This window comes from Paenibacillus sp. S02 (assembly GCF_019454065.1).
Lineage (GTDB): Bacteria > Bacillota > Bacilli > Paenibacillales > Paenibacillaceae > Paenibacillus > Paenibacillus polymyxa_B.
Window position 1 is genome coordinate 5893721 of the sequence record NZ_CP073682.1, and the last position, 12616, is coordinate 5906336.

The following is a 12616-nucleotide window of genomic DNA, read 5'->3' on the forward strand; positions in this document are numbered from 1 at the left end:
CTGTTTACGTTCATGATATTACACAAAGGCGAGACCTTATTTCGACAAGGAGAATCCGGCCCTTTATATCACTTAAAGAGCGGCTTGTTAAAAATTGTCCGAGTCCATGAAGACGGCTCGCAAATTTTAGTTAATGTGATTGTGCCCGATGAAATCATCCCGCACCACTCCCTGATCAGCCCCAATCCTTATTATGGTACAGCGGTGGCGTTGGTAACCTCTGAGGTCGAGGTTCTGTCGCAAAAAGAATGGTATCAGGCGCTGGAGCAAGATCCGGCTCAATGTCGGGCTATCGCTTTGCAGCTACAGGACAAGTTGCGCATGATGCAGCAACGAATTGACCAACTCACCGAGGTGTCACCTGCCGAGAAGCTGCGGAAGCTCCAACGCTGGTTCCACTCCTACATCGCACCCGCCACGTTAACGGACGTGCTGACGCAGGAGGAAATCGGCCAGTTTATTGGGCTGCGTCGGGAGACGATTAATCGGCTATTGCGTGCTTCAAGCGCTCCTTCTGCAAAAGATGATGACGATAATGCATCTCAATGAGCTCAAACCACTCTCCAGCATTCAACGCACCAAAACTGGGATGAGAGACGGTGAACAGCGTTGTTGATTTCCCAACGGTCGGCTCAATCTCTCTCATCTTGCGGATCACGACGTTTAATCCCTCCACAATTTCTTCTTTGCTAGTGGGTTGTTGGGGAGTGTACTGCGGGGATGGTGGAACTTGGATACGCATTGGCGGAAAGCTCCCCAGATTAAAAATGGCCGTGCCTGCCTCCGTTTTAACTCCTGTCTCCCCATTAGGCTGTAGACAAAGATCAATGTTCTTAAGATGCATATACAGTGCAGAGTTCACCAAATGAAGATACATTTGTCCAAGCGACCATTGACCCTCCTGAGGTGTGTATTGCAGTTCCTCCAAGCTAAAGCTGTTCAATTCAAGAAGATAGTGTTGTGCCGTTTCTTCGAAACGCTGCAATGTTTCACTTGTATTCATATATTGTAATTGCTCCTCTCTATCAAAGTAGCTTTACTATACAAAAATGCTACTGACAGCATTATGTCAGTAGCATTTCAACATCTTTTCCACTTCCGCACGCATCCGCTCCCTGAGCGACTCAGGCTCCAGCACAACCATATCCGCGCCCCATCCAAGTATCCATTGCAGTAGTTCCTCGGGCTGTCTGACGCGGAAGAGTACATGCAGTCCATCTGCACGCTCCTCTATGGCCTCCATATAAAAGTTGTTCGCTTCCTTCACCTTATCTGCGATATCTGAACGTGCTAATATGCGAACAGTTACATGGCGGTCATCGGTTTGCTTGTAATCCTGCAAATGAAAATCGACAGGCAACTCAAACCTGTCCTCCAGCACGATAAGCTTGTCCATACGCGACAGACGGAAATGGCGAAGCTGCTGCCGCAATTCGCATTGCCCAATTAACACCCAAGAACCACGGAGCAGTACAAGACCATAAGGAGCGACCACGCGCACACTTTGACGATTCCCGTCAGCCTCTGGCATTCTTTTGGAGTAGCCAAACTGTACTTTCCGTTTTTCCAATACAGCGAGACGCAGCATTTCCAAACAGGTTTTCTCGCTATGGTTTGCCCCTTCACCCACCGCGAGCAATCTGATGGTCGTACGCACCCGGGAGACTTCCCTGCGAACGCTCTCCGGTAATATGGCTTCAATCTTCCTGCGGGAGGTTTGCGCCTTGATACCGTAATCTGTATCAAATTTTTGTTCGACAAAATCCGTTCCGATTAGCAACGCCACAGCCTCTTCTGCGGTAAAGCTCAGGGGGGGCAGGAAGTACCCCTCCATCAAGGAATATCCAATGCCCGGTGCTCCTACAATCGGTACACCCGATTCACTTAGAGCCTGAATATCCCGATAGATGGTCCTCACACTCGTTTCGAATATGGCTGCCAAATCCTCGGCTCGTAAAATATCCTTACGCTGCAACTCTAGCAAGATCGCTAGTAAACGATCTGTTTTATTCATACCACGGCCCCTCTCTGGAAGGATCTAAAATGCAGAAATACAAAAAAGCAATAAGGGCAGTACAGTCACTGCGACTTATTGCTCTTTTTTTCATACGGAAGTTACTTCATTACTTAAAAAATACTTTTTCGACGTTATATTTAGCCTTTTGTGAATTGATGATGTAGGTTTCATAGATTTCTCGCTCTACAGCATCTTCCACAATACAAACCTCAATAATCGCTACTTCGTTCCGCTTGTCCTTGATCGGCGATACGGTATCTTCAAAATGCTTTTTGATTCTTTGTCTCAGCTTTCTTGCTTTACCAACGAACAGCAATTCCTCCTGTGTGTTGTAGAACATAAAGATACCAGCCTTATCTCTAGGGATCAGGTGAAAGTCGGTAAATCCGTAAATATGGCTGAGCTCAGGGTTAACCTGTTTGGTAATTGTGATATCCGGAGTTGGAATTGTTATATTAATCACTATGTCACTTCCTCATTCTATATAGGTGTAAATATTATCACAAATCCCGATGTAACACCATTTAATAATCCTTGTCCCATGACTAAAACTCCCGACTTAGAAACTGTATGAGAAAAAGATGACTCTGATGAATACAGAGCCACCTTTTCATTTATGTTATCCATTTTTGTAATCCGTAATGCGGTAATACATCGTTTTATCCTTCAACTTACGGAAATGGGACCTTGCCGGATAAAGATTAGCCTCAATAATCCCGATACGTCCTTTCCGGTCTATTCCAATGTCCAGTCCATACATACGATGTCCCGGAAAAAAATTACTTAATCTCTTCGCGGAACGGATGGAAACACGATTAATATGGGACTCTAGGGCACTGGCAGACAGGTGCCGAACAGAAGATTGTTTTATGCCGGATTTAAAACGGAGTAAAGTTCCCTTACTCCGTGTATTGTTGGAAACAATATAACCTTTGCCTGCAACTTTGATAACCTTCCCTGTGACTACCCATACAGGTGAGCCGGTTCTCCGTTGAATGATGACTCTCATATCAAAAGGGCGTTTGTTGATGGTCGGGCGGGTAATTCTGCGTTGAACCATATAACTGGCGTTCCCGATTTTTCTTCTAATATAATGATACGTATTGGTTCTACCCCTTACTAAAACTCTTTTATTCTCGTAATGTACGATGTACTTATGGTTTCCTAACCAGGAGACCTGGAAGATCCCCCGTCCACGACTCCCCCACACCGGTTTCACAATAACATGCACGTACTTGGAGAGAAGTTTCGAGAAATTATGCCTATCCAGGAGCCTCGTCTCGGGGACATAAGACCTCAGAGACGCATACCTTCTCAATAACAAATATTTGTACCACTTATCTTTTGCTCCTGATGCCATGGGGACTCCACCTTTCTCATCCACATTTTATGCTACTGAGATAGCGTTCAAGCAATTCCAAAAATAACTCCATTTCCTTATACGTAATATCACCTATATTGGCAATCCGGAACGTATTTAGCTTCTCAAGCTTGCCGGGATAAATCATCATGCCTTTGCTGTAAAAATAATCATGCATAGATTGAAAATCATAACCTGCACAATGAGGTTCAAGAATGGAAGTAATAATCTTGGAATGATGCTCTTCGGGAATGATATAGGTTAGACCTAACCGGGCTAACCCGTTAATTAAGGTTTTCCAGGATGTCGCGTACCTTTCGTACCTTTTATCCACCCCCTCTTGCTTTAATTCTTCAATCGCTTGTCTAAGCGCATATAAGGTTTGGACTGGGGGAGTAAACCGCATCTGCCCATGTTCCACAAAATAGTTATATTGAGCATACAAATTCAAATAATAGCTTCTTGGTTTCTGGCCTTTCAAATTCTCCAATTTGCTTTTTTCGGCGATCACAAACGAAACCCCGGCCATTCCCTGTAAGTTTTTGTTGGAGCTTGCCGCCAGGTAGGCAATGTTCATTTCCTTCAATTGAATTGGAACGGCCGCAAATGAGCTCATGGCATCCACGATCATGTCGATTTGATATCTTTTGCACAATTCTCCGATATCCTTCACCTTGTTAAGCAGGCCAGTTGTCGTCTCATGATGTACGACGGCCAGATGGGAGACAGTGCGTTCGGAAGATTGGATATACCTTTCTAATTCGGCCAAATCAATAGCATCATCGGGAGAACTTTTGAACTCAAAATAATCCACTCCATAAACCTTCGCTATCTCGCACATCCGTTTTCCATAGGCCCCATTGCTGACAATGATTACTGCATCGTGATTCGGGACCGAACTGATGATGGATTCCACCGCTGCAGTACCTGATCCGCCAAACAATACGGTCGCATAATCATCCGGGTCAGCAACCAACCGGGTCAGTTCTGTAGAAATATACTCCATGATTTGGCCAAACTCGGCTTCACGAGGACAAATATCCGGAACCACCTGGGAACATTTCACACTTTCTGTAGTCGTTGCCGGCCCAGGGGTAAGCAAAATGTTTTTCTTGACGACAGAACTCATGAACCGCCCACTTCCTTGCCCTTCAAAGGATCGTTATGAATAAAACGCTGCAGACGTTCTTTTACTTCGTGAGGCTTCATATGCGGACGAGCAAGCTGATCCTTGGAATCTTTGGATATTTTCAGGCACAAAAACGTAAGTTCTCTATTCATTTTCCATTCTTGTAAAAAGACTTTTAGTTCCTCGAGACTGTGAACAAGAATCGACTTTGTATACCCACAGGAAGCAGCAATATCTATAAAATCAATATTATGCGATACCGTACTTTGCCCGCCTGTTGATTCATGGGCATTATTATCTAGCATAATATGAATCATATTGGCCGTATGGTAGTACCCGTTGGTTGCCAGGCTCCCCATACGCATCAACAGAGATCCGTCTCCGTCAATCACGACAATATTTTTGCTTGGTTGGCTCAGAGCTAACCCCAGTCCAAAAGAACCGATGCATCCCATAGAACCTACCATGTACAAGTTGTTATCTGCATCTTCAATTTCATATAGTTCGCGCCCGGTTTTACCAGTTGTTGCGAGCTGGATGGTATGGCTGTCTTTCATGGAGTTAATCGCACATAATGCATCATAGCGCGTAGGCATTTGATGATTCGCACGACCATGCTGCCGGATCTGATTTAAATGGATGGAGGTTTGCTGTTTTTTCAATGGCTCTTTGTCGAACGTGCCTTTCTTAACGACAAAAAAGAACGGGCGATTCCGGGCAATTTGCTCATTAGCCTGGATCAATTGATTTTTTACCTCCTCTAGATCCTTGGAGAGATACTGCCATTCCACATCCATCAAATCCAGCATTTGCGTTGTAATTTGGCCCATCAGTTCATGCTGAGGCTCGTCAGGTATCCCCGGTTCTCCGCGCAGGCTGACAAATCCAAGCAGAGGAATACGAAAAGGGTAGGTAAGGGAGGTCAATGGCGAAACAGCGTTGGTCAGCCCCGAATTTTGCATAAGGACTACCGATTTCTTCCCCCCTATATAAGCTCCGGATGCAATGGCGACCGCATCCCCTTCGTTAGCCGCTGCAACATAATCGCATTCGTTTATGGCATAATTGATCAAGCTTTTCAAGAAGGAGCATGGAACACCGCTGAAAAAGGTAAATCCTATTTTTTTCAGCTCTTCTCCTAACAATTTCGTGTCCATTATACGCGCTCACCCGAATCCGGTTCTGACGATGGAAGGTATTTCTTTTCCGCAGCTTGCAGCTCTTCGACCCCTTGAAGCCGGAATACTTCTTCGAGGGTTGCGACTTCCTTTTCGACATGAACAAGGCTTTCATCCCGATAAATTCGGCCAGATAATTGTTTCATGGCTTGAATGGATGCTCTCAAATTATGGTTTGCCCAAATCACAAGGCTAATCCCCATCTCCTGAAACCTGATGGTTGGAGTCGTATAGTATTTGGTAGGCACGATTACTACTGGCAATCTTCCAGCCCATTCTTTCATGAACGCTTCAATCTCTGCGGCATCCGATCTTTTGCTGTGTATAAATACGGCATCGGCTCCTGCCTTCCGATATGCCTCCGCCCGCTGCAGCGCCACTTTAAGCCCACTCCCGGTAATAAATGCCTCTACTCTGGCCACCACCGTAAAATCCGTGTCCGTCTGCGTATCTTTCATCGCTTTAATTTTCCCGGAAAACTCTTCGATATCAGCCAAAGTCTGCTCTTGACCGTTAATGAAAGAATTCGTTTTGGGGAACCGCTTATCTTCGATACATACCCCCGCAATATGGCGCTGCTCCAGTTTCTTCACCAAGCGCCTTGCATTGTTGAAGTTGCCGTACCCCGTATCTCCGTCCAACAAAATCGGGATGGAGGTAGCGTCACTCATGAATTCCAAAACATCCAAAACCTGCGTCCAGGAGGCCTCATTGTTGTCCCTTACTCCCATCGCTGCAGAGATGGATAACCCACTGGCCCAAATTCCTTTAAATCCTGCCTCCTCCACAATTTTGGCTGACAGACCATTATGAGCCTCCATGATAAACTCTGGCTTTTGTGAATTGACCAAGTCTCTAAGTTGCTTTGTTTTTTTCATTGAAACTTTCTCCTTCTCCCCTAAAAATAACGTGCATGGAATCTACTTTCGAATAAGACTCTTGTTTCTCATGATGGTGTTGATCATAGTAGGATCGGGAAATTGAGTAAATAGCATATGTCCTGGGTGTGAATTGGCCTCGATAATCCAAATATGACCTTTTTTATCTATGGCAATATCAACCCCCAATTCGCGAACCGGATGCCGTTCATTGATCTTTTTGGCAATAATGATGGATAGTTTGGAGATTCTACGAAAATAGGCATCTGCTTTCGCGCGGTTGTGCTTAAAAAGGCTGAATAGCACGCGATGCAAAGATACTGCATGCCCTCCTTTAAGATAATTGGTAACATATTTATGAGGTGCCGCGACACGGGCAGCCACGCCGGAAATAACCCATTTCCCCCTTGGCTTCTGTAAATATATCCTGGTGTCAAAAATCGACCCGTGGTACTTAGCCAACCGAAGTCCTTTCTGTACCAAATACCGGTGTCTGGATTTCCGGTATGACTTAATTGCTTTTAAGACAAAACGAGATCCAACAAACTTTCGACTTGAACCGCTACGAACCTCATATCCTTTTTTTAATCTCTTGACCCGGATGATCCCGCTGCCACCACTCCCGTGATTGGGTTTTATGAAGACCGATGAATAAGTATTCAGCATCCGCGAGGTCCTTGAATCCGTAAACCAGTGGGTTTCAGGTAAATGCGAACGCAAAACGGGATGTTGCAACATTTCTTTATGCTTTTTCATTTTTCCAATAGGCACTAGTCATCCCTCTTATCTTTTTGGGTTTTTTGCGCATACAGTATGCATATGCATCCAGATCCCCTTCTGCGTGGGCCGCTACCTCTGCTAGAAACCAAGATTTATGTCACAAAAAGGCATGTCCCAGCTGTTATAAATACGCCCCCCTTGGAGACACCCTTTCGGACAGACTCGGGGTTCGGACCACAGAAAATAGGCTGTCACACACTATACTTGAAATAAAACCCATTTTGACCGAAAATATAAAGGGTAATTATGTAATTAATTCAACTGTTTTGTTAGGAGGGATATGTATCATGTCAAATATCTTTAATCGGAAGATCTGGTTTAGTTTCTTACTCGTAGCCATCATTGCGTTCGTTATTCAAAATTCTACGGGAGACATTCATGTAGCCCGAGCAGCGGACAATGTAATTAATGCCAAGGATTTTGGCGTTAAAGCCAACTCGAATTCCTCACAGTCAAAGGAAATTCAGAATGCATTAAAGTATTTCTACGACCGAGGAATGGAGGGAACCGTCTATTTTCCAAAAGGAACATACTTGGTTGACGAATCTATTCGTTTATATGCCGGGGTTAGCCTGAACGGTGACGGAATGGGAAAAACGATTTTCAAAAAGACAGGGTCTAAAAGCCAATACGTCGTTGGCGATCCGATTCTACGAAGCAATTCTGACCGACTAGACGTGAAGTTATCTAATCTCACCATTGATGCAGACCGTGCGAACCGTGAAGCCCGTGGCGAAAGTCAGGTAGGCGGTATTATTATGGAAGTCGCCGTCTCTCACTTCACGCTGGATCGCGTGGAGATTTGCGATACAACGATCGGAGCCCTTCTTCGCAGAACAAGAGATTCAGAGATTACCAACAGCCGCTTTGACCGAAATAATGGACATGCTATTGCCACCGGACACGAGAGCTTTCCGGCAGGCGAGTTCCGCAACGTCAAAATTACGAATAACCAGATTACCAATTCGGGCGGCGGCAGTGGAATCAATTTATCACGCGCAACCTACACGACAGTCACCGGGAACCAAATTATTAACAAGACCCATCAATCTGATGGATACGCAGGCATTCGCATCCCTAATAATGGCGCCAACAATACTGTAAACAATAATGTGATTGAAAATTACCCGCGCGGGATCTTTGTCCTGACTGGAGCAACAGGTAACAATGTATACGGAAATACTGTAAAAAATGCATCCCTGCAAGGTCTTTTGGTCCAATCGGATGGCAATACGTTTACCGACAACGAATTTATTCAAACCAATTCCTCACTTACTCCAGAGGCAGTCATTCGCCTTGCTGACGCAAACAACAACAAAGTTATTGGTAACGAGATGACCACATACTCCGGGTTCTCCAATATAGGAATACGGGTCACCGATTCCAACTCCAATGAAATTAAGGACAACATCACAGATACTAGAGGCAAATCAGTCAGTATTGAAGGCGGGCGTAATAACGTCAATACAGGCAACCGCAATCGGTAGAAATTTTATGAATTACCTACTATGCGAGTACGTCGGTTTCCGTTACAATATGTCAGTGTGATTCTGGCATCGGCAGATTGACGCGTACTTGAACATTATTGGAGGCTTCTATTTTTTCATGCAAAACGAATCCCATTCTAACGTAAAAATCATAACGGCCGATCCGAGTGCGATCGGCCTGTTTGGCTTGGCTATTGTAACGCTTGTGGCTTCATCCCAAAAGCTTGGTCTCACCGAAGGCTTAAGCTTCATCATCCCTTGGGCTATCTTCCTTGGTGCCTTTGCGCAGCTGTTTGCCTCCATTCAGGATGCAAAACATAACAACACCTTCGGCATGACGGCATTTGGTGCTTACGCCTTCTTCTGGTTAGCCGTAGCTAGTAGCTGGATGATCAAAATGGGCGTATTCGGCTCAGAGCTGGCGTCTGCTGTAGATGGCAAACAGCTCGGCTTTGCCTTTGCGGGCTATCTCATCTTTACGCTCTTCATGACCATTGGAGCGATGGAGACGCATAAGGTTCTATTCTTTATTTTTGTGTTGATTGATTTTCTGTTCCTCGGTCTTAGCTTCGATGCATTCGGCGTTGCACCAGAGATATTCCATACCATCGCCGCTTATGCTGAAATGGGCATTGGTCTACTCTCACTGTACGGTACAGGAGCTGCCGTTCTGAATGCTCATTTTGGCCGTACATTCCTGCCCGTTGGACGTCCTTTCGGCATTTTCAAGCCACGTCCTTAACTGTATATGTAAACCTACAAAGCCGCCTTTCGCGCCGATCCGCGTTAAGAACGGCTTTATTTCTTTTCCATCACTCCCTCCGTATCAAAAAATACTAAAGAGAGTCGTTTAGTGAATATAAAAGCCCACAATGATAACAATATACATAAATTGTAGTCAAAGGGATATTTTAAAAATGACACAAGACGAATCTCGTACCACATTTCCGCAATTTCCCGAATCGTATTGGTTAGCTTCAACTGACATCCCCAATTTCTCCAAACTTAGTGAAAATATTCAGGTGGATGTTGCCATTGTAGGTGCGGGGATTACTGGCATTACCACTGCTTATTTACTTTCTAAAAAAGGACTAAACGTTGCAGTCGTCGACACAGGGCAGATACTTCATGGGACAACGGGCCATACTACCGCCAAAATTACCGCACAGCATGATTTGATCTACAGCGAGTTTCTTTCACATTTTGGCAAGGTTGAAGTCGAAAAGAGCCCTCCATGAAGAGCTACACCCCGGTAACCCAACCTTTTCATAGCTCTGAATAAACATAGTTACGCTGGACAACATACCTTTAAGAATCATAAAAGAAAGGTGATCCTATGATAAGCCAACAGTCTGCATTAGCGGCGCATGAGTCCCTAGAGATCCACGAAGCGCTTAATTTTAAAACGTTATGCTTAGCCAAGTCCAAATTAATGCAGGGCTTAGTATTCGATCAAGAGCTAAAGGATTTAATGGAAAAAGATGTTCAGCAATCTATACAAGCTATTGCCGATTTGCAAGCATTGTATGTTAAAGCACCGTTTCAGGCACCTGTTCCAGAATTCCGTCCCACACCAATATTAAATTGAGGTGAATGATGTGACATTAGATCAGATCCAGTCGACTAAAATGGATTATGTGGATCCAAAAAACTCATTAAATATGCCAGAAATGGCAGACACGACCTTAGCGATGGATTTTCTGATTCGCGTCAAGGAAGGGGTTCGAAATACAGCCATAGCCTTGACGGAAACCGTCTCTCCAGATGCTAGAACTCTGTTGCGCAATCAATTGCATCAAGGCAGCGCGCTTCATCAGGAAATCACTGATCTTATGGTACGAAAAAAATGGTTTCATCCCTATGATCTGCAAAAGCAGTATCAATTGGATCAACTATCAGCCAACAAGACGGTGGACATCAGTAAAATGAAACTGTTCCCAGACGATACCACCCGCAAGGGTATGTTTGATCGCACGCCCGATGAACATATGGGAGGAAACCAGGCATGAAAGCAGTGACCTACCAAGGTATCAAAAATGTTGTGGTTAAAGATGTTCCGGACCCGAGTATTCAAAAAGCCGATGATGCGATTGTCAGACTGACAACAACCGCTATTTGTGGTTCAGATCTGCATCTCATTCATGGAATGATTCCGAATCTACAAGAGAATTATGTAATTGGGCATGAGCCGATGGGGGTTGTAGAAGAAGTCGGCAGTGGCGTAACTAACTTGAAAAAGGGAGACCGCGTGATCATTCCGTTCAACATAGCGTGCGGTGAATGCTTTTATTGTAAAAACCATTTGGAAAGTCAATGTGATCATTCTAATGAGCATGGAGATATGGGCGGTTTTTTCGGCTATTCAGGAACAACTGGTGGATATCCGGGTGGACAAGCTGAATATTTACGTGTGCCTTTTGCCAACTTCACTCACTTCAAAATTCCGGAGAGTTGTGAACATCCTGACGAGAAGCTTTGCCTGATTGCTGATGCCATGACTACTGCATTTTGGAGCGTCGATAATGCCGGAGTGAAGAAGGGGGATACTGTCATTGTTATTGGCTGTGGGCCGGTAGGTCTGTTAGCGCAAAAGTTCGCCTGGTTCAAAGGGGCAAAACGAGTCATTGCGGCAGACTATCTGGATTATCGTCTGCAACACGCGAAGCGTACCAATCACGTGGAGATCGTTAATGTGGAATCGCAAGAAAACGTTGGCAACTACCTGAAGGAGATGACCAAAGGAGGCGCGGACGTAGTTATTGATTGCTCCGGCATGAGTGGTAAAATGTCTCCGCTGGAATCCTTGGCTTCTGGTCTCAAACTTCACGGTGGAGCTTTAGGAGGGTTGGTCATAGCCACACAAGCTGTCCGCAAAGGCGGGACCATTCAAGTTACCGGGGTATACGGCGGACGATATAACGGTTTTCCTTTGGGAGACATTTTTCAGCGAAATGTTAATTTACGTACGGGACAGGCTCCCGTTATTCACTATATGCCATATATGTATGAGCTGATTGATACGGGAAAGGTGGACCCAGGAGACGTTGTTACACACGTCATTCCGTTAAGCGACGCCAAACGTGGATATGAAATTTTCGATACCAGACAGGATAATTGCATCAAAGTTGTGCTTAAACCTTAAACTATATATTGGAGTATTGGAGGTAAACGTCATATGGTGTATGGCCTGCATGAAACCCTTGAAGTCCATGAACTGTCAGCGTTCAAAGCAGTATGTCTTTCCAAGTCCAAAACAATGCAAGCATTAATCTCTGATCCGACTCTCAAAGCTATATTACAGCAGGATGTTGACTTATCGACCCGCCAATTACAAGAACTCAGCACCCTCTTAGATCGAGCCATTTCACAGGAGGTTAAGCCATGAATACACTGTTGGAGCATTTGACCGGACTGCATACCTTAACGGACCAAGTCATTGCAGCCGATTTTCTGAACGCGGCCAAAAGCGGTGTGAGAAATTACGCTATGGCCGTAACAGAAGCGGGAACTCCAGAAATTAAGGCAATTCTCACAAAGCAACTGGATGAAGCTATTGATACGCATGAGCAAATTTCCACGTACATGATTGAACGCGGCTGGTATCACCCTTGGAACGTAAAAGAGCAGCTTTCGATGGATCTGCAAAATATCAATACTGCATTGCAAGCTCCCGTTTTGTAAAAAGATAACTTTGGCCGTATTTTTTGCTCGTTGGACGTCCCTTTGGCTTTATAAAAAGTACGTTCTTGCTTATCTATGAAACCCGCAAAGCCGTCTTTCACGCCGA

The 12616-nt window shown here is 44.9% G+C and carries 16 protein-coding genes and 1 pseudogene; 9 read left to right on the forward strand and 8 right to left on the reverse strand.

Going from position 1 to position 12616, the window contains the following annotated elements:
- Positions 1 to 12: 12 nt before the first annotated feature.
- Positions 13 to 549, forward strand: a complete 537-nt coding sequence (locus KAI36_RS26215) for a Crp/Fnr family transcriptional regulator (protein ID WP_076156685.1) — start codon at positions 13 to 15, stop codon at positions 547 to 549.
- Here the strand turns inward: KAI36_RS26215 and KAI36_RS26220 are convergent.
- From KAI36_RS26220 to KAI36_RS26255, 8 genes are all read right to left on the reverse strand, one after another.
- Positions 482 to 1003, reverse strand: coding sequence for a DinB family protein (locus tag KAI36_RS26220; RefSeq protein WP_220026426.1), 522 nt, complete (start codon positions 1001 to 1003; stop codon positions 482 to 484). The two genes, KAI36_RS26215 and KAI36_RS26220, sit on opposite strands and share 68 nt — an antisense overlap.
- Positions 1004 to 1069: 66 nt before the next feature.
- Positions 1070 to 2014, reverse strand: coding sequence for a helix-turn-helix transcriptional regulator (locus tag KAI36_RS26225; protein ID WP_220026427.1), 945 nt, complete (start codon positions 2012 to 2014; stop codon positions 1070 to 1072).
- Positions 2015 to 2123: 109 nt separating this feature from the next.
- Positions 2124 to 2480, reverse strand: a complete 357-nt coding sequence (locus KAI36_RS26230) for a nucleotide excision repair endonuclease (protein ID WP_023991017.1) — start codon at positions 2478 to 2480, stop codon at positions 2124 to 2126.
- Positions 2481 to 2636: 156 nt separating this feature from the next.
- Positions 2637 to 3377: a YheC/YheD family protein gene (locus KAI36_RS26235; protein WP_220026428.1), complete on the reverse strand. Its 741-nt coding sequence runs from the start codon at positions 3375 to 3377 to the stop codon at positions 2637 to 2639.
- Between the two features lie 16 nt (positions 3378 to 3393).
- Positions 3394 to 4506: a 2-aminoethylphosphonate aminotransferase gene (locus KAI36_RS26240; protein WP_220026429.1), complete on the reverse strand. Its 1113-nt coding sequence runs from the start codon at positions 4504 to 4506 to the stop codon at positions 3394 to 3396.
- Complete coding sequence (gene aepY, locus KAI36_RS26245) at positions 4503 to 5663, reverse strand: phosphonopyruvate decarboxylase (RefSeq protein WP_220026430.1); 1161 nt, start codon at positions 5661 to 5663, stop codon at positions 4503 to 4505. The genes KAI36_RS26240 and aepY overlap by 4 nt, the downstream gene beginning before the upstream one ends.
- Positions 5663 to 6562: a phosphoenolpyruvate mutase gene (gene aepX, locus KAI36_RS26250; protein WP_023991021.1), complete on the reverse strand. Its 900-nt coding sequence runs from the start codon at positions 6560 to 6562 to the stop codon at positions 5663 to 5665. The genes aepY and aepX overlap by 1 nt, the downstream gene beginning before the upstream one ends.
- Positions 6563 to 6604: 42 nt before the next feature.
- Positions 6605 to 7333, reverse strand: a complete 729-nt coding sequence (locus KAI36_RS26255) for a YheC/YheD family protein (protein ID WP_025719152.1) — start codon at positions 7331 to 7333, stop codon at positions 6605 to 6607.
- Positions 7334 to 7629: 296 nt separating this feature from the next.
- Here KAI36_RS26255 and KAI36_RS26260 point away from each other — a divergent pair, with 296 nt between their 5' ends.
- From KAI36_RS26260 to KAI36_RS26295, 8 genes and pseudogenes are all read left to right on the forward strand, one after another.
- Positions 7630 to 8829 carry a right-handed parallel beta-helix repeat-containing protein gene (locus tag KAI36_RS26260; protein WP_025719154.1) on the forward strand — a complete coding sequence of 400 codons (1200 nt, stop codon included), beginning with the start codon at positions 7630 to 7632 and terminating at the stop codon, positions 8827 to 8829.
- A gap of 118 nt (positions 8830 to 8947) precedes the next feature.
- On the forward strand, positions 8948 to 9571 hold the full coding sequence (locus KAI36_RS26265; protein ID WP_013312661.1) for an acetate uptake transporter: 624 nt from the start codon (positions 8948 to 8950) through the stop codon (positions 9569 to 9571).
- Positions 9572 to 9746: 175 nt separating this feature from the next.
- Positions 9747 to 10058, forward strand: a pseudogene (locus KAI36_RS26270) (FAD-dependent oxidoreductase); the annotation flags it as partial.
- Positions 10059 to 10165: 107 nt separating this feature from the next.
- Positions 10166 to 10417 (forward strand): hypothetical protein, encoded by a 252-nt coding sequence (locus KAI36_RS26275; RefSeq protein ID WP_061829797.1) that lies wholly within the window; start codon positions 10166 to 10168, stop codon positions 10415 to 10417.
- Positions 10418 to 10457: 40 nt separating this feature from the next.
- On the forward strand, positions 10458 to 10838 hold the full coding sequence (locus KAI36_RS26280; protein WP_220028215.1) for a spore coat protein: 381 nt from the start codon (positions 10458 to 10460) through the stop codon (positions 10836 to 10838).
- Positions 10835 to 11971, forward strand: coding sequence for a zinc-dependent alcohol dehydrogenase (locus KAI36_RS26285; RefSeq protein ID WP_220026431.1), 1137 nt, complete (start codon positions 10835 to 10837; stop codon positions 11969 to 11971). The genes KAI36_RS26280 and KAI36_RS26285 overlap by 4 nt, the downstream gene beginning before the upstream one ends.
- A 33-nt stretch (positions 11972 to 12004) precedes the next feature.
- Positions 12005 to 12214: a hypothetical protein gene (locus KAI36_RS26290; RefSeq protein ID WP_220026432.1), complete on the forward strand. Its 210-nt coding sequence runs from the start codon at positions 12005 to 12007 to the stop codon at positions 12212 to 12214.
- A complete protein-coding gene (locus KAI36_RS26295; protein ID WP_025719163.1) occupies positions 12211 to 12510 on the forward strand; it encodes a spore coat protein in 300 nt (99 codons plus the stop codon). Before KAI36_RS26290 ends, KAI36_RS26295 begins: the two co-directional genes overlap by 4 nt.
- The last annotated feature ends 106 nt before the right edge of the window (positions 12511 to 12616 follow it).

Excerpts from the sequence above, each read along its gene's own strand:
- KAI36_RS26215 (WP_076156685.1), top strand. The coding sequence starts at position 13 with ATGATATTACACAAAGGCGAGACCTTATTTCGACAAGGAGAATCCGGC.
- KAI36_RS26220 (WP_220026426.1), bottom strand. The coding sequence starts at position 1,003 with ATGAATACAAGTGAAACATTGCAGCGTTTCGAAGAAACGGCACAACAC.
- KAI36_RS26225 (WP_220026427.1), bottom strand. The coding sequence starts at position 2,014 with ATGAATAAAACAGATCGTTTACTAGCGATCTTGCTAGAGTTGCAGCGT.
- KAI36_RS26235 (WP_220026428.1), bottom strand. The coding sequence starts at position 3,377 with ATGGCATCAGGAGCAAAAGATAAGTGGTACAAATATTTGTTATTGAGA.
- KAI36_RS26240 (WP_220026429.1), bottom strand. The coding sequence starts at position 4,506 with ATGAGTTCTGTCGTCAAGAAAAACATTTTGCTTACCCCTGGGCCGGCA.
- aepY (WP_220026430.1), bottom strand. The coding sequence starts at position 5,663 with ATGGACACGAAATTGTTAGGAGAAGAGCTGAAAAAAATAGGATTTACC.
- aepX (WP_023991021.1), bottom strand. The coding sequence starts at position 6,562 with ATGAAAAAAACAAAGCAACTTAGAGACTTGGTCAATTCACAAAAGCCA.
- KAI36_RS26260 (WP_025719154.1), top strand. The coding sequence starts at position 7,630 with ATGTCAAATATCTTTAATCGGAAGATCTGGTTTAGTTTCTTACTCGTA.
- KAI36_RS26265 (WP_013312661.1), top strand. The coding sequence starts at position 8,948 with ATGCAAAACGAATCCCATTCTAACGTAAAAATCATAACGGCCGATCCG.
- KAI36_RS26275 (WP_061829797.1), top strand. The coding sequence starts at position 10,166 with ATGATAAGCCAACAGTCTGCATTAGCGGCGCATGAGTCCCTAGAGATC.
- KAI36_RS26280 (WP_220028215.1), top strand. The coding sequence starts at position 10,458 with ATGGATTATGTGGATCCAAAAAACTCATTAAATATGCCAGAAATGGCA.
- KAI36_RS26285 (WP_220026431.1), top strand. The coding sequence starts at position 10,835 with ATGAAAGCAGTGACCTACCAAGGTATCAAAAATGTTGTGGTTAAAGAT.
- KAI36_RS26290 (WP_220026432.1), top strand. The coding sequence starts at position 12,005 with ATGGTGTATGGCCTGCATGAAACCCTTGAAGTCCATGAACTGTCAGCG.
- KAI36_RS26295 (WP_025719163.1), top strand. The coding sequence starts at position 12,211 with ATGAATACACTGTTGGAGCATTTGACCGGACTGCATACCTTAACGGAC.